Origin of the sequence: Bradyrhizobium sp. LTSPM299 (genome assembly GCF_000938235.1) — a bacterium.
Lineage (GTDB): Bacteria > Pseudomonadota > Alphaproteobacteria > Rhizobiales > Xanthobacteraceae > Bradyrhizobium.
The window spans coordinates 76,108-98,431 of the sequence record NZ_JYMU01000077.1; the positions used below are offsets into that span (position 1 = coordinate 76,108).

Genomic DNA, 22,324 nt, shown 5'->3' on the forward strand with positions numbered 1-22,324 from the left:
GTACGCGGCCGCTGCGATGCCGATTTGAATTGAGCTGCGTCATCGATGGCCAGTGAACGCGGCCTGTCGCGCGCTTAGCGACCATCGTGCCATGTAGGCAGACTAAGGCGCGCCTCCATTTCCCTTGGTGCGATCCAGTGCAGCCTGAATGCAATTCAGGAGGTCACTCTCATCGAACGGCTTGGGCAGATAGCAGATGACCCCGGCCTGAAATGCCCGGGCACGGATATCATCGCTCGGATAGGCAGTAATCAGTACGGTGGGAATCTCATTACCCAATCGAGACAAATTGCTGTGCAAATCGAGGCCATTCATCTTGGGCATGTCGTAGTCGACAACCAGGCAGCCGGTGCGGCTCAGTTCGGGTGACCGCAGGAACTCCTCTCCGGACGAAAATGCCTTGGCGATCAACCCCACCGAACGCATTAAAACTTCGATTGCATTTCCAACCGCGTTGTCGTCATCGACTATGGCAACTATTGGTCTGGTATTTGGCACTTGGCACGACCGGTAACCGCGAGCAGCGCTTGGAGAAACGGATGTCGTCCACACACTTTTGCTCATCCAACCTAGGCGCAACCGCTACGTGCTTCGATTATACGATTGTATAGTAACTCGACCGGAAATCTTGTGGTCCATGGAGTACGCCGCGTCACAGGCACCGACTTTCATATCGCCCTTGCTCTGTTAACTCACAAAAAGTCCCTCCAGCCTGGACCAGGCTGAAGGGGGCAAGGGGAGGCCGCAGGGAGTGATCGGCCTCGGGAGAGAACTCGACCATAGCGGCACGCATCGGCGCTCACTATTGAACTAGCGGAAAGATCGAGTACCAAATGGGAATGTGCGCACTATACAAAGGTTGCGCCCTGCCGGCGCTAGTCGGTTCGACTTGGGTGGGCAGGTGGCTTCCTGACGCAAAACACTGGGCCGACTTCAACAAGCCAGTTCACCGATGAGTGCAATCCGTGGACAGCAAATTGGGCTGATGGTCTCCTCTATCGTCCACGCGATAATCTCGCTATGCTCGGTCGCGGACTGAGAAAAGCTGATGCGCATGTCAACGAGGCACATGTGGTAGAGCAACCGCCAACAGTGATGGTCATCGACGATGATCCGGGAGTGCGGGACTCCCTAGGTATGCTGCTTCGATCGGCGGGCTTTCGGGTCAGCCTATTCGGGTCGGTGAGCGAATTTTGCGCGGCGTATCTGCCAGAAGGACCCACTTGCCTGGTGCTTGACGTGCGGCTTCCCGGCCAGAGCGGGCTCGAACTGCAGCGCGAACTGGCAGGCGCCAAAAGACGGCTGCCGATCATCTTCATCACCGGACATGGCGACATTCCAATGTCGGTGCAGGCGATGAAGGGTGGCGCAATCGAATTTCTGACAAAGCCGTTCCGGGAGCAGGATTTGCTTGAAGCGATTCAGCTCGGTCACGCCCGTGACCGAGCGCAGCTTGAGCAGGAACAGGCTATGGCAGGGCTGAGAGCTCGCTTCGAAACCTTGACGCCGCGGGAGCGCGAGGTCATGGCGTTCGTGGTGACCGGGCGGCTGAACAAGCAGATCGCAGCCGACTTCGGCGTAAGCGAAATCACGATAAAAGTTCATCGTGGCCAGGTCATGCGCAAGATGCAGGCATCGTCCTTGCCTGACCTGGCGCGCATGGCCGACCAATTGCAACTGACGCCGACAAAGCCACATAATCCAGGTCGAGTTGCCTAGAAGCGGGCACTCCACTCACGATCCGGCGGCCGAATGAGCCGGTACCGTGAAGCGAAAGATAGCGCCGCGTGGCACGTTAGGGCTCGCCCACAATCGTCCGTGATGCGCTTCGACAATTGACCGGCAGATCGACAGCCCAAGTCCCACACCGTTCGGTTTCGTGCTGTAGAAAGCCTCGAATACGCGGTCAAGATCCGCCGCTGCGAAGCCTGGACCGGAATCTCGTACCTCGACTGAGACGCCATCCGGTCCGTCACAGCTGTTGACGAGCAATTCCCGCTCCCCTTCGCTGCAATCTCGCATCGCTTCGATGGCGTTGATGATCAAGTTGAGCAGTACCTGTTGCAGCTGGACCCGGTCTCCCTGAACACGCGGCAACCCCTCCGCTAACTGCGTCTGTACCGAGATGCCATTGTTTGCGGCCTCCCTACGGGTGAGCGCAATAACCTCGAGGACGGCAACGTTGATCTCTACGGCGTCTTTTCGCGCGGGCGCCTTCTTGATGAGCGCGCGGACTCGCCCGACAACCTCGCCTGCACGATTCCCCTCCTTGACAATAAGAGAGAGCGCTTCATCCACCTCACGAAGATTCGGTGGCTTGGCGCTTAGGAAACGCCGTGCGGCTAACGCATAGGTGACTGCCGCTGTAATCGGCTGATTCACTTCATGGGTGATCGAGGCAGTCAATTGGCCCATCGTCGCGACGCGATTAGCGTGCGCGAGATCGAGTTCCGCCTTGCGGTATCGCTGCTCGTTTTCGCGAGCTTCTTCTTCTGCCATCCGCAATGCCGTAACATCGGCGCCTGTGCCGCGATAACCGTGGAATTCTCCGTTGGCGTCAAACACCGGCTTGCCGCTGATTTTATTATAAACCACTGATCCGTCGCTATGTGTGGCCCGGTAGACAAAATCGCGGAACGGCTGACGCGCCTTGAGCATAGACCGATGAAGCTCCCACTTTTCCGGCTCCGATTGGACGTCCGTCGCGAATTCCCATCGGGCCACCCCAATCCGGCTCACAGTCGCGAGGCCGAGAGCGAGACGTCGTTCGTCCTCCGTGAGGCGTGTGAATTTGTGATCAGGATCGGTTTCCCAGTACCAATCGGAGGCGCTTTCCGCGTAGTCGCGGAATTTCGCTTCGCTTACCCGCAATGCTTGCTCGGCCCGCTTTTGGTCATCGACGTCATGACCGGCGCCATACCAGTTCACGATCGCGCCGTTCGCGTCGCGCAGCGGCACGCGCCTGCTGCGGTGCCAGCGATACACGCCGTCGGCGCGGCGCAGTCGCATTTCGATGTCGTACGGCTCTGCCGCCGCAACATGTGTCTCCCAGTCGCGCGAGCGTTTCGGGTAGTCTTCCGGATGCACCACGCTTCCCAGGTTGTCGAACCCGACCCCTGGACCGACGAATTCGCTAAAGGTCCAATTCATGAAATCGGCTGCGCCGTCCGGTTGATAACGCACGACATGGGCCGGTATCGTATCGATGATTTGACGGAGCTTGTATTCACTCTCCCGCAGCGCATCCTCGGCGCACTTGCGATCCTCGATGTCATAGGCGGTCCCATACCATTTAATGATCTTGCCGTTCTCGTCGCGCGCAGCGACACGATCGATGGCGAACCAGCGGTACTGTCCGTCGGCACGCCGGACGCGCTCCTCGGTATGCCACGGCTCGCCGGTGGCAAGGGCGTCACGCCACATTTTATTACCCCCCGCGGTATCGTCGGGATGCGCCACGACGGACCATTCCGTGCCGCGCGCGGCCTCGTCGGAGAGGCCCGTGTATTGCTTCCAGGCGGCGTTGACGAAGTCACGCCTGGCGTCTGGCGAATAGCTCGCCACCGGGATTGGGATGGTATCGATCATCTGCCGCAACTCGCGCCGCGCCTCAGCGAGTTGAACCTCTCTCTCGCGCAGCGCATCCTCCACGCGCTTGCGCTCCGTCAGATCGAGCACGAATGCGACGCCCTGGCTACCGCCCTCTTCAAATGTTGCCCCACCTATCAATATGGGCACACGGCTACCGTCTTTTCTCGTGAATTCCTTTTCGAACGGCTCGAACCGGCCGCTGTTTTTCTGCTGGTCGATCCTTGCGTTATTCCTGTCGCGCCAGTCCGGCGGCGTCAGGTCCGCCCACCTTATGCGGCCCGAAACCAGGTCTTCGCGGTCGTAGCTCACTATGCGAAGAAATTCGTCGTTGGCCTCAAGAATGCGACCGTCGAAATCCCAGACGAAAATCCCGATGATATTGGAATCGACCAGGCGCCGGATCTTTGCTTCGCTCTCCCGCAACGCGTCCTCGGCGCGCTTGCGTTCCGTCACGTCGATCTGGGTAGCGATCACCTCGACCAGCTCCCCATTTGTTGAAAACACAGGTTGGCCGACTGATTCGAGGTGCTTCACCGTTCCATCGGGCAGTACGATTCTGTACGCGGCCGAGTAACGTTTCTTCTCAACCAGTGCGCGCTCAACCACTGCGTTCAGCCGGTCACGGTCGTCCGGGTGAATCCGTTGCAGCACGGCTTTGCGGTTTGGAACACCCTGCGCGGGATCAAACCCCCAGATGCGGTAAATCTCTTCCGATCCATAGAAAACTGTCGAGCCCTTGTAGGCCGTCACACCACAGTGGCTTAGCCTCTGTGCTTCCGCCAGATAGGCTTCGCTGCGTCGTAAGCTGGCGGTCCGTTCCGCCACCGTGGCCTCGAGCTCCTCGTGGGCCCGGCGAAGCTCCCGCTCTGCCCGCCGTCGCACGGCGCTGACCCAGCCGACAGCCGAGGCGCACACTACGCAAAAAGCCAGATAAACGAAATCGGCATAGCTGATTGGGCTGAAGGAAAAACCGGGAGGCAGGAAGAAGTAATTGAGACTGAGCACTGACAGGACAATTGCGAGCACACCCGGCCCGGTTCCTGCGTACCAAACGGTCGCGGCGACCGCGAACAGGAACGGCGTCAAAACGGCCTCGAACTGCCGCAGCACGAAGAAATCCAATACGACTGCGATTGCTACGGACAGAACTGCAATGCCGTAGCCGAGAATTGTCGGCATGGGTGTTGGCGATAAAGGATCCCGATGCGCCATTGCTTGCCTCATTCGTGAGTCCGCCAGCCAACGGTCGGATGAGCAGGCGCATTGAAGACGATGCCGAAACCCAGAGGATGATCTTTCGGAAGCCCGAGGTATAATCCTATAGCAAAAAACTCGTGAGAGCCGCGGCCCGAGTACGCGCCATTGATCGAATGCATCATCTGTCAGCTCCGGCGTTGAGCTCCTGACTTAATTTCGGCAGAAGGCCTTGCGTGCACCACGCACCGAGGCCGCTACCCCTGCAAATCTACTGCATCGCCTGAAAATTGCCCAGCCGTCAGTCGACATCGCCCAAGAGCGTCGGATGGCGAGAGACTCGTCGCGCCGGAAAGACATACTATCGCTCAAGTCAGCCACATATCAGGATCAATGAGATTTGCCGGTCCTCACTAACGCCGAACATCCCACATCGACATCAGATGCTAGGACGCATCTTCGGCTTGGTCGGGCATGAGAGCTATCGCGAACTACAGCTCAAGCTGTTATTGCTCTCACCGGTGCGGAGGCCGCAAACAATAGCGTGTCGGTGCGGACGCAATTTGCAGACGGCTTGCCGCGTGCCCAAGGCGATCGGGCCCAACTGCAACAAGTGATGCTGAACTTAATCGTCAACGCCATTCAGGCCATGAAAGATGTTGCGGAAGGCGCGCGCGAATTACAGATCAGCATCGATGCCGTCCCGTCCGAAGGTGGCGTGCGCGTCGGGGTGCAGGACACCGGCCCGGGGCTGAACCCGGAGAGCCTCTCGCGTCTGTTCGAGCCATTCTACACGACAAAACCGGAGGGCATGGGCATGGGCCTGTCCATCTGCCGCGCGATCATCGAAGCCCATGGCGGGCGATTGTGGGCGACCGGATGCGAGCCGCAGGGTGCTCTTTTTGAGTTTACGATCCCCGCTGACTGAGCCGCCATCCGTGATCAATGTCGCGGCGCGAGATCAAACCGACGCGATTGACCCAACCGGATACGGTAGCACGAACATTCCCGTTACGACGCTTTCATTCAATATGGTGGTAGGTCTTCGCGGCACAGTCGCGATCCGAGATAATCGCCCCGCGATGAGGCCCCCTCGATGAGGCGATCAAGAGGCCGAGAACGCTGGGACGGGTGCGTATATTGAGGTGGCGACAAGCTGACGAACGGCTGCGCATGAACGAGAAGGACCTGCCGGGAGGAAGTGTCATGCGGCCCCTCGTTCGGTCCCGCTCCGAGCTGCAAGATCGGGTGACCGAACTCGTCGAGCAACAGACCGCCATCTCGGACGTGTTGCGCGCCATTGCGAACTCGCCGCACGACTTGCAGCCGATTTTCGACGCCATTCTCGACAGCGCCACACGTCTCTGTCGAGCAGACGTAGTCACCTTACGTCTCTCCGAAGAGAGCGGCCTTCGTCTCGTGGCGATGCGAGGGGACCCCCTTTTGGTTGGTCACCTGTGGTCATCATTCCCCGCGCTCGCAGAAAAGGGGAGTTTACAGAGTCGAACGGCCACAAGCAGGTTACCCGCTCACATCCCCGATTTGGCAGCACTTGAAGGCGATCATCGGGATCATTCTTGGATCGCGGCGGTGAACGCGGGCTACCGAGCAACCCTGATTGTGCCGTTGTTCAAAGACCATGAGATAATCGGGACAATTACTCTGGGCCGCACAAAGATGCAACCGTTCACCGACCAACAGATTTGCTTATTCGGTGTCTTCGCTGCGCAAGCCACCATTGCCTTGGAGAGCACCCGTCGCGAGCGCCAATATCGCGAGATGCAGAGCGAGCTGGCGCATGCCAACCGCGTGGCTACCATGGGCCAGCTCACCGCCTCGATTGCTCATGAAATCAAGCAGCCCATTACGGCGGCACGCACATACGCCACTGCTGCACTACGGTTTTTAGACAGGAGCCCACCCGATATGGCAGAGGTTCAGGAGGCGCTCGCCTGCATTGTGAACGACGCCGATCGAGCCAGCGACGTCGTCGACCGGATCGGGTCTCTCATCAAAAAAGTGCCAGCCCGGAAGGAAGTCGTCGACCTCAATGCCGCGATCCTCGAGGTGACCGCCCTAACCCGCAGCGAAGCGGTCAAAACCGGAGTCACGATGAGCACGCAATTCGCGGACGCATTGCCACGCGTCCAATGCGATCGGGTGCAACTGCAACAAGTGATGTTGAACTTGATCGTCAACGCTATCCACTCGATGGGTGGCGTGGAGGACGGCAACCGCGAATTGCACATCAGCACCACCGTGAGTATCGAGCCGGAGGGCGTGTGCGTCGCGGTGCGGGATACCGGCCATGGGCTGCACCCGGAGAGCCTGCCGCATCTCTTTGAACCTTTCTACACGACCAAGCCCGAGGGCATGGGCATGGGCCTCTCGATCTGCCGCTCGATTGTCGAGGCCCATGGTGGGCGGCTGTCGGCGACCGGATGCGAGCCGCGGGGTGCTCTCTTTCAGTTTACGATCCCCGCTGACTGAACTGCCATCCGATCCGTGACCGATGTCGTTTTGGCACGTTCTGCCTAGGAAGGCGGCGTACACCGCCATACCCGACTTCTCGAAGCCCCGAACGCACGTAGTCATCGAAAAGATCCGCAAAACAATAGAGTTTGCTGCCGGGCCTACCAAGGATATCAATCGCTTATCGAGGGCCCCCGGTCCCGAACGAGCGATCGCCGCAGTACTGGCGTAGCGATACCTCGCTGCTCCGGACCAGAATGACCTCGTCTAGAACGCCATTGCGTATATCGTCATGCTGCCAATGGCGATCGTGACCAGCCCGACGAAACTTTGCAGACCCCGGTTGGCCCAAGTCAGCCATCGCGCGGAGACGGCCAGAGGGATCGCGATCACAGCAGATAGAGCGCCCATTCCAAGCATCGATCCGATCCCAAACAACAGAACGTAGAACATTCCGTAGACTGGGTTTGCGACCTGCGTCACCGCGAGGAGAAGAAGCGCGGCCGAACCGGCCATCCCATGCATCAAGCCGACAAGCAGCGAGCGCCAGCGAAAGCCGTGTTGATGCTCGTGCCGGCTTTTCTGGTGCGGGATCGCTTCATTGAGGTGGCTGTGGGCATGGATATGATCCGCACCGTCGCCATGGCCGTGCCGGTGAAAATGCACGCGGTCGCGCCACAATCGCCACAGCACATGGGCACCCAGGCCGACCAGCATGATACCGACCGCCGTCTCGAGCGGGCGCGCAAACTGCTCAGGGATCGCATGACCGATCAGGATCGCGGCGCCGGCAAAGACGAACAGGGTCAGCGTATGGCCAAGTCCCCAGGTCAGGCCATGTTTGACGATATCGCCGACGTCGGTCCGGCGGGCGGCTATGCTCGAGACTGCCGCGATATGATCGGCTTCGAGCGCGTGCTGCATTCCGAGCAAGAAGCCGAGTCCAAGGACCCCGAACATGCGCTCCCCGATTCCATTTGTCAGACGGGACACTTATGCGAAAACGGACTCGCGGGTCTTCACGAGCTCACTGCGCAGCCAGCCGTACCAATCCTGCAGGCCGTCCCCGCTGCGCGCCGACACCTGGAACACCCTGATATCCGGATTGACCTGACGCGCGTTGGCTATGGTGCGGGCCACGTCGAAATCGACATGAGGCAGCAGATCGGTCTTGTTGAGGATCATGATTTCGGCCGCGCGGAACATATGCGGGTATTTCAGCGGCTTGTCTTCCCCCTCGGTGACGGAGAGAATGACCACCTTGGCCCGTTCGCCGAGGTCGAACATCGCCGGACAGACCAGGTTGCCGACGTTCTCGATCATGACGACGGAGCCCAGAACCGGCTTCAGTTCTGCGAGGCCACGCGCCACCATGTCGGCCTCGAGGTGGCACCCCGTGCCGGTATTGACCTGCACGGCCGGCGCGCCTGCGGCGCGGATTCGCTCGCCGTCATTCGCGGTCGCCTGGTCGCCCTCGACCACGTAGAGTTTCAGCTCGTTTTTCAGGTCGCGGATGGTGCGCTCCAGCAGCGTGGTCTTGCCGGAACCGGGCGAACTGACCAGGTTGAGCGCGAGAATTTCACGGCCCGCGAACCAGGCCCTGTTCTTGGCCGCCAGCGCGTCGTTCTTGGCGAGGATGCGGGTCTCCAGTTCGACCACGCTATCCCTCGCATGGGAGTGATGATCATGATCATGGCCGTGCCCGTGATCATGATGCCCGTCATCACGGGCGTGGCTATGTCGGGTCCCATCGGCATGAACTTGATCGTGCTCATGGGAGTGTCCATGTTGATGGTCGTGGTTGTGCACGTGCTCGTGGCTGTGCCTGATGCCATCGGGATGCACGTGATCGTGGGCATGAAGGTGTTCGGGATCATGGCTGTGATCGTGCTCGCCGTCGTCGTGGGCATGGCCATGGCTATGGCTGACACCATCTGCGTGGACGTGCTCATGCTCGTGGGAATGACCATGTTGGTGATCGTGGCCGTGGTCATGACCGTGGCTGTGACCGGCACCATCGGCATGAACGTGGTCGTGCGTGTGATGATTTTCGCGATCGTGCGAATGCGCGCCCATCGTCATTTTCTCCCCGGTCTGAAGATTAAGAATGGTGGCCCCGGTCTTGTCTCCGCACCCGCAATGTCCGCACATCAGGCGACCTCCGCTTCGAGTTCCATGCTCTTGATGTTCAATTCCTCGCCCTGCAATCGCGTCAGCCGGTTCGAGCCGCAGGCGCAGGGCGCAAACAGCGTTGCGGTGGTGAATTCCACGTCGCAGGCATCGCAGCGCGCCCGGCCCTCGATCTGCCTGATCTCCAGCGTCGCGCCATCGAGCGCCGTTCCTTTTGCGACGGTCTCGAAGCAGAAGGCGATTGCGTCCGGCATCACCCCCGAGAGCTTTCCGACCTCGAGCGTCACACGTCGGACCCTGCGCCCCTTCGCTGCATCGCCGACAATGGCGACGATGTTTCTGCTGATGCCGAGTTCATGCATGACGACGCCCTCAGCAGATCCGCGGCAGCTGCTCGCCGACCAACATGTCGACGATCCGCCGCCCACCGAACACCGTGCGCATGGTGACGCGCCCGGCCTCGCCCTGGTTGACGCGTCCGATCATTGCCGAACCTTGACCGAGAGGATGCGCACACATCGCAGCCAACGCGGCATCGGCCTGGTCGGGCGGCGCAACCACCACGATCTTGCCTTCGTTGGCGAGATAGAGCGGGTCGAGGCCAAGGATTTCGCAGAATGCCTTGACCTCTTCGCGGATCGGCGTCACGCCCTCCTCGATTTCAATCGCGACCTGCGAGGCATCGGCGATCTCGTTGAGCACCGTTGCAAGCCCGCCGCGCGTCGCATCGCGCACGAAGCGGATTCCCGGCGCTGCCGTCAGCAGCGCATCGATCAGGCCATGCAGGCAAGCGCAATCGCTTTCGATCAGCGTGTCGAGCGCCATATCGCCGCGCGCGCAAAGGATGGCCGCGCCGTGGTCGCCAAGCAGGCCGTTGACCAGCACCATATCGCCCGACCGGACAGTATCGACCCCGAGTGCGCGCCCCGTTCGGATCACACCTATGCCGGTCGTCGTAATGAACAGCTTGTCGCAGGCGCCGCGCTGCACCACCTTGGTATCGCCGGTGACGATCTGGACCCCGGCGTCCCTTGCCGTGGCGGCCATCGAGCGCGCCACCCGACGCAGCGTGTCGACGCTGGTGCCCTCCTCGACGATGACCGCGCAGGACAGATACAGCGGTCTCGCGCCGCCGACCGCAAGATCGTTGACGGTGCCGCAGACCGCGAGCTCGCCGATGTCGCCACCGGGGAAGAACAGCGGATCGACCACGAAGGAATCGGTGGTAAATGCCAGCCGGTCGCCATGGCTCGCGAGATCGGCGAGACCGAAACGAGCCTGGTCCTCCAGCGGCGCCAGCGCTTGAGGATTGAACGCCGCAACGAACACGTCGTCGATCAGGTCCTTCATCGCCTTGCCGCCGCCGCCATGGGCAAGCGTCACGGTGTCGACGTTGACCTTGCCGAGCCGACGGCTGCGAATGAACGGCGCGACGTTCATACTGCCTCCTTATAGCGCTTGACGCCGCCATACTGGTAATACGCCGCGCAGGCGCCTTCGGAGGACACCATCAGCGCGCCCAGCGGGTTTTCCGGCGTGCAGGCCGAACCGAACACCTTGCACTGCCACGGCTTGATAACGCCCTTCAACACCTCGCCGCACTGGCAGGACTTCGGATCGGCGATCTTCAGGTTCGGAATCGCGAATTTCCGCTCGGCGTCGAAATGCACGTACGCGTCGCGCAGCTTGACGCCGGAATGATCGATCGAGCCGAGCCCGCGCCACTCGAAGAATTCGCGCAGCTCGTAGACCCGCGATACCGCCTGCAGCGCCGGCGCGTTGCCATCGTCGGGCACGATGCGCGCATACTGGTTCTCGATCTCGGCCCGACCCTCCTTGATCTGCTTCAGCACCATCCAGATCGATTGCAGGATATCGAGCGGCTCGAAGCCGGCGACCACCATCGGCTTCCGGTAGAAGTTTGCGATGAACTCATAAGGCGCGGTGCCGATGACCATCGAGACGTGTCCGGGTCCGAGGAAACCGTCGAGCTGCAGGCCGGGACTATCCAGGATCGCCTTGATCGTCGGCACGATCGTGATGTGATTGCAGAACACCGAGAAATTCCGGATGCCTTCAGCCTCCGCCTGCAAGATCGTCAACGCGGTCGACGGCATTGTCGTCTCAAAGCCGAGCCCGAAGAACACCACCTCGCGACCCGGGTTTTTGCGCGCCAGTGCCAGCGCGTCCATCGGCGAATACACCATGCGCACATCGGCGCCCTGAGCCTTGGCCTGCAGCAGGCTCTTTTTCGAGCCAGGCACCCGCATGGCGTCGCCGAACGTCGTGAAGATCACGTTCGGATTTTCGGCGATCGAGACACAGTCGTCGACGCGACCCATCGGTAGCACGCAGACCGGGCAACCCGGCCCGTGGATCAGTTCGATCTCCTTCGGCAGCATGCCCTCGAGGCCGTAACGGAAGATCGAATGGGTGTGACCGCCGCAGACCTCCATGATGTAAAGCGGCCGCTCGGCCGGCATTGTCATGGTCGCGACCAGCGCCTCGATCTCCTTGATCAGGACGCGGGCTTTGTTGCCGTCACGAAATTCGTCGAGATATTTCATGCGGCGGCTCCCTTGGTCGTGGCCGAGCCGCGATCGTCCGCCAGCAGCGTATGAACCAGATCCCAGAGGATGTGATAGGCCGCGACGTGGCATTCCTGGACGCGATGGATCGACGAAGTCGGCACCACCAGGCAGAAATCGACCGCGCCTGACGACGTCATCTTGCCGCCGTCACCGCCCGCGAGGCCAATGGTGACAATGCCGATCTCCTTCGCCTTGACAAAGGCCGCCATCAGATTGGCGGAATTGCCGCTGGTGGAGATGCCGATCAAGGCATCCCCCGCCTTGCCCTGCGCCAGCAATTGACGGACGAACACATGCTCGAACCCGAGATCGTTGCCGACCGCGGAGATCATCGCCAGATCCGCCACCAGATTGGTGGCGGCCAGCGCCGGACGTCCGGCCGTGATCGGATGCACGAATTCTACCGCGACATGGGAGGCATCGCAGCTCGAGCCGCCATTGCCCATCGAAAACATCCGCCCGCCCCGGCGGTAGACCTCGGCAAGTGCCTTTGCCGCGGCAACGAGAATAGGAGCTTGCTCGCTGAAGAAACGCGCGTTGATTTCGCGGGAGTCGCGAGCTTTCTCCTCGACCGAATGCAATAGCGCTGCCTCGAGCCGGTCGGGGGCCTGTGGCTGGCCGTGCAGGAACGGATAGAGTGCCTTGAGGTCACCATCATTTGACATGGCTTGAGCCTCCTTCATTCGGCCGCCGACAACCGCATCGCCTCGATCTCGGCCTGCGCCTCGCCGAGTTCGGTCAGGATCTGCAGGGTCAGCGCCGCCTCTTCCTCATTGATCCGGCTCATGGCGAAGCCGACATGCACCAACACCCAGTCGCCGACACATGACTCCACCGAGTGTTCGCCATTGACGATGCAGGCGATGTTGATCTGCCGTTTGACGCCGCCGACATCGACGGTCGCGAGCTTCTTTGTCGCGTCGTCGATTTTTACGATCCGTCCGGGAATACCGAGACACATGACGCGTTTCCTTCCGGCTGGCTCTTTGGCTGGCTGTTGCTTGAACTGACGAGATGGGCGGCACCGATCGCGGCCTGCCCGAACGCCAGTCCGCCATCATTCGCGGGCACCTGCGCATGCGAGAGCACGGTGAAATCGTGGCTTTCAAGACGACGGCTGACGTCCTCGAAAAGGATACGGTTCTGGAAGCAGCCGCCGGACAGCGCGACCGTCGTGAACCGGCGCGGGCCAGTCTCGTCCTCCCCGCCGGCGAGCTTCCTGGTCATGGCGACAATGGATTTCGCCAGGCCCTTGTGGAACCGCGCCGCCATCACGGGAGCCGGCGTCTTCAGGATGAGGTCGCCGAGTACGGCACTCCACATCGCCAGCGGCTCGATATAGGGCAAGCCGGAGCCACGTAGATTGGGAATGCTCAGGGGGTAGCCGAGTGCATCGTCCTCGTTGCGCAGCGTGTCGTCGTCGACCAGGGCTTCGAGCCGCGCTGCGGCCTCGCCTTCATACCCCTGCCGCTCTCGGCAGATATTCAGGGCGGCCGCGACCGCGTCGAACAGCCGCCCGCATGACGAGGCCGGCGGCGCGTTGATGCCGTTCTTGATCATGGCATCGAGCGTGGCGCGCGGCTTGTTCGCGAGATAGGTGTGCAATTCGAGCTCGTCGAAGTTTATTGCGAATTCCGGCCATTTCATCTCGGCCATCAGATGAGCATAGAGATTGCGCCAGGGCTCACGCGCCGCCTGTGCGCCGCCCGGCATCGCGACCGGCTTGAAGGTTCCGAGACGCTGATAGCTGACATAGTTGGCAAGCAGGAACTCGCCGCCCCACAACGTGTCGTCGCCGCCCCATCCCAACCCGTCGATCACAATGCCAAGCACAGCCGGCCCGTCGAGCGGATGGCCGTTCTCCGCCAGGCAGGCCGCGACATGGGCGTGGTGATGCTGCACCTCCAGCAAAGGCAATCCATCGGCACCGGCACGCGCGCGCGCCAGTTTCGAGGACAGATATTCCGGATGCAGATCGGCGACTAAGGCGACCGGTGTGTGGTCGAACAACTTTTGGTACAGCGCGAGGTTCTTGCGGTAATCGTCGAACGTGCGGGCATCTTCGAGATCGCCCTGATGCTGCGACACGATCGCAGCGCCGTCCTTGACCAGGCAGAACGTCGATTTTAGTTCACCGCCCATCGCCAGCAATTCGGGCGCGGCTTCGAATCCGCTGGGCAGCAAGATTGATTCGGGCGCATACCCCCTTGCCCGCCGCATCACGTGCGCCCGCCCGGCCACGACGCGCACGACCGAGTCGTCCATCCGGTTGGCGATCTCGCGGTCGTGGATCAATGCGTAGGTCGCAATACCGCCGAGTCGTTCCCGGGCCTCCTCGTCGGCAATCACCTGCGGCTCGTCCGACAGGTTACCGCTGGTCATCACCACCGGCCGGCTCATCCGCCGCAGCATCAACAGATGCATTGGCGTGGTCGGCAGCATGAATCCGAGCATCGACAGGCCGGGCGCGATGGAATCGGGCAGCTTCTCAGCGCCGTCGGCATGCAGCAGGACGATCGGCGCAGATGGCCCGGTCAGCAACGCCTCTTCAGCCGGACTGAGGCTGCAATAGCGCTTGATGACATCCAGATCGCGCGCCATCAGTGCGAACGGCTTGGCCTCGCGTTGCTTCAATTGCCGCAGCCGCGCCACGACGTCGGCCTTGGTCGCGTCACAGGCCAGTTGATAGCCGCCAATGCCCTTGATGGCGACAATCTCGCCGTTCTTCATCAATCCACAGGCGCCGTCGACGTCGTCCATCATCGAAAACTGATCGAAGCTGAACGGGCGCCCGTCGAAGCGGATCAGCTTCGCCTTCGGGCCGCAGACGTGACAGGCAATGGCTTCTGCGTGGAAACGGCGGTCGGCCGGATTTTCATAGTCCGCGCGGCACGCCGGACACAACTCGAACGGCGCCATCGTGGTGTTGGCGCGATCATAGGGAATGCCGCCGACAATGCTGAGGCGTGGCCCACAATGGGTGCAGTTCGCAAAGGGATAGCGATAGCGCCGCTCGAACGGATCAGCGATCTCCGCAGCGCAAGCTGCGCAGATTGGCGCATCGGGCGTGACTTGCGTATGAGCGCCGCCACCGCGGCTGTCGGCAATCGCGAACTCGGTTGGGAGATCACCGAAACAGGACTGCGTCTCGATCGCGTCGATGCGGGCGAGCGGCGGCGGCTCGAGCTGGATCCGTGCAATCAACGCCAGGATCGCGGTTTCGCTGCCGCTGACGCGGATCAGCACACCGCTGGAATCGTTGAGCACCTCGCCGGAAAGACCGAGGTCACGTGCATAGCGCCAGACCGTCGGCCGGAAGCCCACCCCCTGCACGCGCCCACGGACCCTGATCTCGGTTCCGACCGGAGCGTCTGCGGCCGCGATGGGGCTGTGGCGGTTCAAGACGCAGCCTCCCACAGGAGAACCCGATTATTGCCGGCGTCGGCGACCACAAGCTGATTGCCGCACGCCGCTGCGCTGTAGGGCCAGCACACGCTGTCCCGGCCGGCAAAGCGCCAGCGGTTGTCACCCTTGTCCGAAAACAGCGGCTGCCCGGCCAGCGCGATGGCCGACGAATCCATCGCAAGGCCGTCGAGCTCGAAGCCAAGCAGGCGCGAGTTGGCGGTGTCAATGACGACAAGCATGCCACCGTGGACGGTCAGCCCATACGGCATGTTCAACGCGCTCGAGGTCGGGTAATAGGAGGCGCGGTTGTGATCGAGCCCCATGAAGTCGGCCTGGCCGATCACGAAATCGCAGGCAGCGCCATTCGTGCGCGGAAAATTCCGCCATGCCATCACCCGGTTGTTGCCGGCGTCAGTAATGTACAGCATGCCGCCCGTGACCGCGATACCGTGCGGCCAGCGCATGCCCAGCGCACCGCCGGCTTCGCCGGCATTGTCGTCGCGGGTGACAAAGTCGCGCTGCCCGAGCACCACGTCGGCGGGCGTGTCGTTCACCGTCGGAACCGCATCCCAAATCAACACGCGGCGATTGCCGGTGTCGGCGACGATCAGTTTGCCGTCGGCGATGGCAACACCGTAGCACCAGTTCAGGGTCGCAGCCGTGGGCTGGCTTGCTCCGCGATTGGCAAGGCCGCCGGTGAAATCAGCTTGACCCAACACGACGTCGGCCGGCTGGTTCGAGCTTTCGGGATAACCGTGCCAGATCAGGACGCGATGGTTCCAGGCATCGGCCACTGCCAGAATGCCGTCGTAGGCCGCGACGCCGGTGGGCATGTTGAGCGTGGCCGCGCCAACCTCACCCCTGGCGTTACGGCCCTCCCGCGAGAAGTCCGGTTGGCCGATCAACATATCGGCGTCGGCCTGATCACCCGATGGCGGCCTGCGCCAGATCATCAGCCGGTGATGCCCGGTGTCGCAAACGAACAGCGGGCCCCGTTCGCTCGCAAGGCAAGCGCCGCGCGGACCGAACAGGGTGTTCGCGGCCGGCACGATCGATCGTGCCAAGCCGTTCGCCAGCGCCTCACCGCCGAGCACCACGCGCGCACCACGCGGCGACAGCAGCGGCCGGGCGACATGGTTGTCGCCGGCCCGGGTCTGGGCTCTCTGCAAGCGGTTGGGCGCGAACGAGACCTGCATGACTATTTCGAAATCCTCACCTCGACCCTCGGACCGATCACGCGTACCGCATGAGACTGCAACTGCACTTCCGGCGCGGTCAGGCATTCGCCGCTGGAAAGGTCGTACCGGAAGCCATGATGCGGGCAGGTGATGATGCCGTTCTCGATGTCGCCGTCATGGATCGGGAAACCGAGATGCGCGCAGGCATTCTGGAAGCAGGTGACGGTCGCGCCGTTGCGCGACAGCAGCACCTTCTCGCCCCCGATAATCGTTGAGCGAACCGCACCGTCGGGAATTTCCGAAAGCAGTCCGGCGGCAACCCAGTTGCCCTTGTCGCCGAGCGCGAACGGGCTGATGAAGCGAACACCGCTTTCCTCCGTGCCGCCCAGTCCCTTAATCTGGACGATGTCGGTGATTTCGGGACAGGCGTCCTGGACCGCTTTCTTGACCCCGGCATGAAACGTCAGCGCCGAGGCCGGGCAGCCGTCGCAGGCGCCGATGAAGCGGACCTCGACCAGCGGCGGCCTCACCTTGACCAGTTCGACGTCCCCGCCATGCGAGGCCAGCATCGGGCGCACGCCCTCGAGCGCGGCCTCGACCCGCTCGTTCAGGCTTGGCTTGACGATGTCATGCCGCCGCAGCACCGCGTAGACGACTTCGTCGGCGAGCGCAGTCTTCATGGCAGCAAGCGCGGCCGGATCGCTCTTCAAGGCCCGAACCAGCCGGCGCAGCGCCTCGCCGTTCAACTCCTCGATCGCAAGCCTGTAGGCACCGACCGCGGCCTGCTGGTTCTCATCCCAACTCGCGAAGATGGTCTCAAGACGCTCGATATCGCCGAGGAATCCGGCGAGATCGGTGCGCATCGTTGAAGCCATGTCGTGGACGTTCATTATGAACTCACTGGCTCGTTATCGATGTCTTCAGAGGTATTTCAGGTCCTTGAACAGATAGGGTTGCACGCCGCCGCCCAGCAGCGCCGCCACCAGGGCCGCCAGCCACAGCGGCGCGCCGGCCTTTGCGAGGCCGACGAACAGGATCACGGTGACGACAATCCCGATCAGCAATTGCTGGATGACCTTGCGCGGATCCGCGAACAGCCTGCCACGGAAGAACAAGGCCATCGAGTTTTGCGCCATTTGCCACATCGAGAAAGTTCCTCAACCGATGATTGCGAGCACGAAGAGGCCGATCACGATCCCCGCGACACCGGCAAGCGGGCCGTAAAACCCACCCAGCATCGCGGCGAGTTCATTCCCCAGAACCTTGCCGCCGACGAAGATGCCGCCGATAGCGCCGCCGGCGACGGAAGCGAGCGCGCCCACGATGAGGGCAAGGGCGAGTGTCAAAGGCGTCATTGCTTTGAGGCTCCTGTCGCACGCGATTGCTGCGCACCGTGACCGTTGGTGGCCGGCAACATCAGGATCTCGCGTTGGGTCTGATCGACGGCCTCGGCGACGATGCGCGCCTTGTCGAGGTCGCCGTGATCCATGAAAATGGCGCGCGCCTCGCGGTAATAAGCATTCGCCTGAGTCAGGTTGGCGCGGTTGCCGGCATCTGGATTTGCGGGATCATCTGGAAGATTCCACAGGCAGTTCGCCTTGTTGGAAATCGTGTTGGCATATTCCAGCGGCGTGGTCTCGTGCGTGCGCACCTTTAACGCCTCGTCATAGGCATCGAGCGCCCGCAAATTGTTCTCCAGCGTGTGGCTCGATGAGACGTATTGCAGCGCGTTGCCGAGGTTGTTCTGGAGCATCGCGTATTCGGTCGGATGATCGATCAGGCTGACAACCTTGAGCCCCTCTTCGAAGGCCTGCACGGCAAGGGCTTCGCGCATCTTGCCGCGTTCGTCGGTCATCGGCATCGACAGGAAAGCGGTCGCAAGATTATTCTGCAGAATGACGAATTCACGCGGGTATTTGGTTTTGGTGAACACGCGCAACGCGCGCTGATAGGCCGAAATCGCGTCGGTGATCCGCGCCCGGCCCGCGCCAGCAAGATTTTGAATCACGAGGCCGAGATTCATTTCAGCCTCGGCGAGCTCTTCCGGCTTGCCGAAGTCGATTAGGGTCGGAATCGATTCTTCGAACGTCGCGCGGGCCTGCTCGAGCGCGTCCGTGCCCTGCTCGGGAATCGCCTGCAGTGCGGTCGCCTTGCGCGCCAGAATGCGGGCACGCAACAGGCGCATATCCTGCGGGCAAACGGTAAGCGCCTTGTCGTACAGCGTGACTGCGGAATGCAACTGATCGGGCGATCTCGGCTGCTGCTGCAGGCCCATCGCAATTTCCATCAGCATCTCGGCGCGCTCGGCCGGTGTGGCATCCACATCATCGGCGGCTGAGAGCGCGGCGCGGATTTCGTCAGCGATGATACTCGTGGTCACCGGCTCCTCCCCGTCGCGTGTCTTGGACACGTTCTGCTTTGGAAGCACTCTAGCGCCGGCTGTCTCCCGATGTCTATCTATTATACGAATTGTAAAGTTAGTTTACAGTTCGAAGGCATCGGCCGCTACCAAGGCACCCTGCTCCGCCGACCAGACCACCGACAATTCTAGCGCTGTGCCTTCATCGATGCCGTGTTCGCGAAAGAAATCCGGTGCGTGCACGACGCGGTCTCCAGCCTTGTTGCGCAGCTTGAGGAGATAGCCGCCGGCGGCCGCATGCCTGACCGGCAGGATGCAGAGATCCTGATCGCGGCGCAGCAAGATGACGGACTCGAGTCCGGCAAAATAGCGCTCGTAGACGTCGCAGCTTAGATAAAGTCCGCCGCGCTTCAAACTGACCGCCGACGCGGCGGTCATCCGATGTCGACCTGCGTTGCCAGGCGCGACCTGATCAATCCCTCGACGCGATCGGTGACTTTCGCGACAGCCGACGAAACTGGTTCCGAGAGACCGATCCCGAACTCCGTCGTCTGCACCTCGATCAGCAGGACCACGACGTCGGAGGGGAATTGCTCGCGAAAGATCTGCCTGCCGGCGTACAGGGCATGATCCCAGCGAAAATCGTGGAGATTGAGCGACGGCTGGTAGCGCTGCTCCAGTTCGTCGCCCGGCACCTCGAAGACCGCCCCTGGATCGGAGCCAGAGCGACAGGCATCGACGACGATCAGGCTCCGGCAGCCGCGCGCGGCAAACATCGTTGCCATCCCGTCCGTACCAGCAGCAAGCAGAAGGACGCGCTGCCCGTCGCCACCGATGCCGCGCACCTGCAGCCGCTGCAACACCTCGATGCCGGCGCCGTCATCGAGCCTATTGGGGTTTCCACATCCGATCACAGCGATCACGAAAGCTGCCCTGGTTTCGACGCATTGCTGGTCCGGCCGATCCAGATCCTTACGACGCAACCGGGCAGAACAGCCGTAGGCCGCCCGGTCAGATCCGCCAAAGCCTGCACGACCACTCGGGTTCGACCGGAAGATTGAGCTCGGGCAATTCGCAGAAGCGCTGATGGACCTTGTAATACATACAGGTCTCGCAGGGCTGTTCGATGTCGTCATGCGTGATCGTGTTGAGCGTGAAGCCGCCGATCACGAGCTTGGATTTGAGATCACCGCCTGCCGATTTCAGGCGGCCGATAATCGTCTGAACCTCGTCATGCGTATCGGCGCGCGGGAAGACCTCGGTCTTGAGGCCGCCCTCGAGCAGGGATTTGATTTCGGCGCGTAAGCCTTCGTCACCCACAGCTCACTCCTCGCAGCCCGATCGACGTTTCGAGGCAGCTAGATACGCCACAAGCGGCACCACCACTCCGGCTCAACCGGAACGGCGAGTTCGGGCAGATCGCACCACTTCCGATGCACGAGATAGTACATGCATTCCAGGCAGCGCTGCTTGTCCGGCCCATACGGATGGTTCAGAAAGCCGCCGATAACCAGCTTGCCCTTCAGATCCTTCGGATCGAGCTGTCGAAGCTGGACCAGGATATCGGAAAACTCCTTGTCGGTCTCCGGAAAGGGCTCGACCTGCGTTTCGAGTCCTTTCCCAAGCATATCGGCAATCGCCTTGAGTACCGCTCCGTTATCGGACCCCATAAGTGGCTGCCTTTCACGATCTCTGTCCGACACTATCACGGCGATGCGCACGTATCGATCATGATGTCTTGAATCCTGCCGTCAGGAGCTATCAGGCCGTTCTGAATCGAGCCAGCTCCTCTCCGGTCTTTGCATCATGGGCGTGAACGGTGCAAACCAGACAAGAGTCGTAGGAGCGGCAGACGTGTCCAACTTCGACGGGATCATGCACATCCTTGATCGGCGAACCGATCAGGGCCTGCTCCATCGGGCCGCGGATGCCGTCGGCCGACCTCGGTCCGACATTCCAGGTCGTCGGCGCGATCATCTGGTAGTTCTTGATCTTGCCGTCCTTGACCTCGATCCAATGGCAGAGCGCGCCGCGGATTGCCTCGGTGGCGCCCCAGCCGCGGCCATCCCGTTCGGTCGGCTTGATATACCAGGGGTCGTTCAGCTTGAATTCCCGCAAAGCATGTTCGGCCTGGCGATACAGCTTCACGCCTTCATGCATCCGCGCGAAGTGACGGAGCATGACGCTGGCGCCGCCGAGTTTCTTGTACATATCGAGCACCAGCGGATCGTAGTGCTGCCAGGACTCGCCGTGCTTGCCGCCAGCGACCATCTGCCGCGCCAGCGGTCCAGCCTCGAGGCGGCCATTCTCCTCATGACGTACGGCCGTTGACCAGGAATACTTGCCCGCCATGTCGACGGTGTTCTTCTGGGTCGGCACCGTCGTACGGTCGAACGGATGCAGGCCGCCGGGCTCATCATACCAGGAGTGCATGGTGTCTTCGCGGGTGTACTTCTGGTCCATCAGCTTGAACTGGTCGGTCTTGCCGTCATAGACTCCGCTCTTCATGATCAGCGCCGCGTTGCGGCCGTCGATCGTCGGCTTCTGGTATTTGTCCTCGTGCGGCAGATATCCCCAGGAGATGAATCGGCCATGACCATGGCCGAACTTGTCCATGCCGCAGTCCTCGCTCATGCGCCAGAACATACCGAGATCCGAATTGGCATGCTCGGGTTTCTCGTCAAGCCAGACCTTGAAGTCGTCGTAGGACTTGATCTCCTCATAACGCTCCAGCGAGCAGCCGAGCCAGATCTTTTCCATCCAGTCGCGACGGAAATATTCCAGGATCGACCATGCGCGCGTGACGTCGGTCAGCGTCGGCGCGCACATCACGCCGCCCGGCACCATGTAGCTCGAATGCGGCCACTGGCCGCCGAGTAGCGCATAAATTTCGACCGGCTTGCCGGAGATGGTGACGCCAATCTCGTAATTGGTGCCGGTGAACGGTGCCCAGCGCTTGACGGCCTCCTGGTAGAATTTCGACTTCGAATAGTTCTTGTTGGTGTAGTCGATCATGAAGAGCCCGTAATGGTGGCGCGGCAGGCTCTGCAGACTTTCGACGATCTGGCCGAGATTGCGGGCCAGGATCGCATTGCGGGGCACCTCGGTTTGCCACGCGGTATCGAGCGCCCAGGCCGCGCAGGTCAGATGTGAGGCGCCGCAGATGCCGCAGGCGCGTGGCGTCACCACGAGACCCGCCTGCGGGTCCTTGTCGCGCAGGATGACCTCGAAGCCGCGGAACAGCTCGGCCTGGGTCCAGGCGTCGACCACGACACCGTCCTGGATGTTGACGCGGACGTCGAGATCACCCTCGACGCGGCCGACGGGTGAGATGTCGAGAGTTTGAACAGCTGATGGCATGTGGTTCATCCTGTTTGATCGGGGCGTGAGGGTTTCGCAATCCG

Annotated in this window: 23 protein-coding genes; 3 read left to right on the plus strand and 20 right to left on the minus strand. The window is 61.5% G+C overall.

Translation table 11 applies throughout. From position 1 onward, the window contains the following. Positions 1–102 precede the first annotated feature (102 nt). The gene (locus UP10_RS34695) at positions 103–552 is read right to left on the minus strand and encodes a response regulator transcription factor (protein ID WP_349644000.1); all 450 of its coding nucleotides are present in this window, start codon (positions 550–552) and stop codon (positions 103–105) included. 519 nt (positions 553–1,071) lie between these two features. Between UP10_RS34695 and UP10_RS34700 the strand changes: the two genes are divergently transcribed. Then, a complete protein-coding gene (locus UP10_RS34700) occupies positions 1,072–1,719 on the plus strand; it encodes a response regulator transcription factor (protein ID WP_044591705.1) in 648 nt (215 codons plus the stop codon). Positions 1,720–1,734: 15 nt separating this feature from the next. Here the strand turns inward: UP10_RS34700 and UP10_RS42350 are convergent, their stop codons facing one another. Further along, positions 1,735–4,803 carry a PAS domain S-box protein gene (locus UP10_RS42350; RefSeq protein ID WP_197086973.1) on the minus strand — a complete coding sequence of 1,023 codons (3,069 nt, stop codon included), beginning with the start codon at positions 4,801–4,803 and terminating at the stop codon, positions 1,735–1,737. Positions 4,804–5,335: 532 nt separating this feature from the next. On the opposite strand from UP10_RS42350, the gene UP10_RS34710 reads away from it, so the two are divergent. Continuing rightward, positions 5,336–5,713, plus strand: coding sequence for a sensor histidine kinase (locus UP10_RS34710; RefSeq protein WP_283807705.1), 378 nt, complete (start codon positions 5,336–5,338; stop codon positions 5,711–5,713). Positions 5,714–5,958: 245 nt separating this feature from the next. After that, positions 5,959–7,275, plus strand: coding sequence for a sensor histidine kinase (locus UP10_RS46115; protein WP_050043949.1), 1,317 nt, complete (start codon positions 5,959–5,961; stop codon positions 7,273–7,275). A 249-nt stretch (positions 7,276–7,524) separates the two neighbouring features. Here the strand turns inward: UP10_RS46115 and UP10_RS34725 are convergent, their stop codons facing one another. From UP10_RS34725 to UP10_RS34810, 18 genes are all read right to left on the minus strand, one after another. Beyond that, positions 7,525–8,217, minus strand: a complete 693-nt coding sequence (locus UP10_RS34725) for a HoxN/HupN/NixA family nickel/cobalt transporter (protein ID WP_044591669.1) — start codon at positions 8,215–8,217, stop codon at positions 7,525–7,527. A 33-nt stretch (positions 8,218–8,250) separates the two neighbouring features. Further along, the gene (gene hypB / locus UP10_RS43525; RefSeq protein WP_082077418.1) at positions 8,251–9,408 is read right to left on the minus strand and encodes a hydrogenase nickel incorporation protein HypB; all 1,158 of its coding nucleotides are present in this window, start codon (positions 9,406–9,408) and stop codon (positions 8,251–8,253) included. Next, entirely contained in the window at positions 9,408–9,749 is a 342-nt protein-coding gene (locus UP10_RS34735) for a hydrogenase maturation nickel metallochaperone HypA/HybF (protein ID WP_044591671.1), read from the minus strand. Before UP10_RS34735 ends, hypB begins: the two co-directional genes overlap by 1 nt. A 10-nt stretch (positions 9,750–9,759) precedes the next feature. Beyond that, a complete protein-coding gene (gene hypE / locus UP10_RS34740; protein ID WP_044591672.1) occupies positions 9,760–10,827 on the minus strand; it encodes a hydrogenase expression/formation protein HypE in 1,068 nt (355 codons plus the stop codon). Continuing rightward, positions 10,824–11,954: a hydrogenase formation protein HypD gene (hypD, locus tag UP10_RS34745; protein WP_044591673.1), complete on the minus strand. Its 1,131-nt coding sequence runs from the start codon at positions 11,952–11,954 to the stop codon at positions 10,824–10,826. The genes hypE and hypD overlap by 4 nt, the downstream gene beginning before the upstream one ends. Further along, positions 11,951–12,643, minus strand: a complete 693-nt coding sequence (locus UP10_RS34750) for a D-sedoheptulose-7-phosphate isomerase (protein WP_044591708.1) — start codon at positions 12,641–12,643, stop codon at positions 11,951–11,953. Before UP10_RS34750 ends, hypD begins: the two co-directional genes overlap by 4 nt. A 14-nt stretch (positions 12,644–12,657) precedes the next feature. Then, a complete protein-coding gene (locus UP10_RS34755; RefSeq protein ID WP_044591674.1) occupies positions 12,658–12,939 on the minus strand; it encodes a HypC/HybG/HupF family hydrogenase formation chaperone in 282 nt (93 codons plus the stop codon). Continuing rightward, complete coding sequence (gene hypF / locus UP10_RS34760) at positions 12,909–15,380, minus strand: carbamoyltransferase HypF (RefSeq protein WP_156180552.1); 2,472 nt, start codon at positions 15,378–15,380, stop codon at positions 12,909–12,911. The genes UP10_RS34755 and hypF overlap by 31 nt, the downstream gene beginning before the upstream one ends. Then, complete coding sequence (locus UP10_RS34765) at positions 15,377–16,579, minus strand: NHL repeat-containing protein (RefSeq protein WP_050043950.1); 1,203 nt, start codon at positions 16,577–16,579, stop codon at positions 15,377–15,379. The genes hypF and UP10_RS34765 overlap by 4 nt, the downstream gene beginning before the upstream one ends. A gap of 2 nt (positions 16,580–16,581) precedes the next feature. Further along, positions 16,582–17,451: a NifU family protein gene (locus UP10_RS34770; protein ID WP_044591675.1), complete on the minus strand. Its 870-nt coding sequence runs from the start codon at positions 17,449–17,451 to the stop codon at positions 16,582–16,584. A gap of 30 nt (positions 17,452–17,481) precedes the next feature. Next, positions 17,482–17,697, minus strand: coding sequence for a hypothetical protein (locus UP10_RS34775; protein WP_245322091.1), 216 nt, complete (start codon positions 17,695–17,697; stop codon positions 17,482–17,484). A gap of 21 nt (positions 17,698–17,718) precedes the next feature. Continuing rightward, the gene (locus tag UP10_RS34780) at positions 17,719–17,916 is read right to left on the minus strand and encodes a hypothetical protein (protein ID WP_044591677.1); all 198 of its coding nucleotides are present in this window, start codon (positions 17,914–17,916) and stop codon (positions 17,719–17,721) included. Beyond that, positions 17,913–18,941 carry a tetratricopeptide repeat protein gene (locus tag UP10_RS34785; protein ID WP_044591711.1) on the minus strand — a complete coding sequence of 343 codons (1,029 nt, stop codon included), beginning with the start codon at positions 18,939–18,941 and terminating at the stop codon, positions 17,913–17,915. The genes UP10_RS34780 and UP10_RS34785 overlap by 4 nt, the downstream gene beginning before the upstream one ends. Positions 18,942–19,043: 102 nt before the next feature. Continuing rightward, positions 19,044–19,358, minus strand: a complete 315-nt coding sequence (locus tag UP10_RS34790) for a hypothetical protein (RefSeq protein WP_044591678.1) — start codon at positions 19,356–19,358, stop codon at positions 19,044–19,046. Then, positions 19,355–19,843 (minus strand): hydrogenase maturation protease, encoded by a 489-nt coding sequence (locus UP10_RS34795; RefSeq protein ID WP_044591712.1) that lies wholly within the window; start codon positions 19,841–19,843, stop codon positions 19,355–19,357. Before UP10_RS34795 ends, UP10_RS34790 begins: the two co-directional genes overlap by 4 nt. Before the next feature lie 88 nt (positions 19,844–19,931). Further along, on the minus strand, positions 19,932–20,240 hold the full coding sequence (locus UP10_RS34800) for a hypothetical protein (RefSeq protein WP_044591679.1): 309 nt from the start codon (positions 20,238–20,240) through the stop codon (positions 19,932–19,934). A gap of 38 nt (positions 20,241–20,278) precedes the next feature. Next, positions 20,279–20,548, minus strand: a complete 270-nt coding sequence (locus UP10_RS34805; protein ID WP_245322092.1) for a hypothetical protein — start codon at positions 20,546–20,548, stop codon at positions 20,279–20,281. Positions 20,549–20,681: 133 nt separating this feature from the next. Further along, entirely contained in the window at positions 20,682–22,280 is a 1,599-nt protein-coding gene (locus UP10_RS34810) for a nickel-dependent hydrogenase large subunit (protein ID WP_044591713.1), read from the minus strand. Between the last annotated feature and the right edge of the window lie 44 nt (positions 22,281–22,324).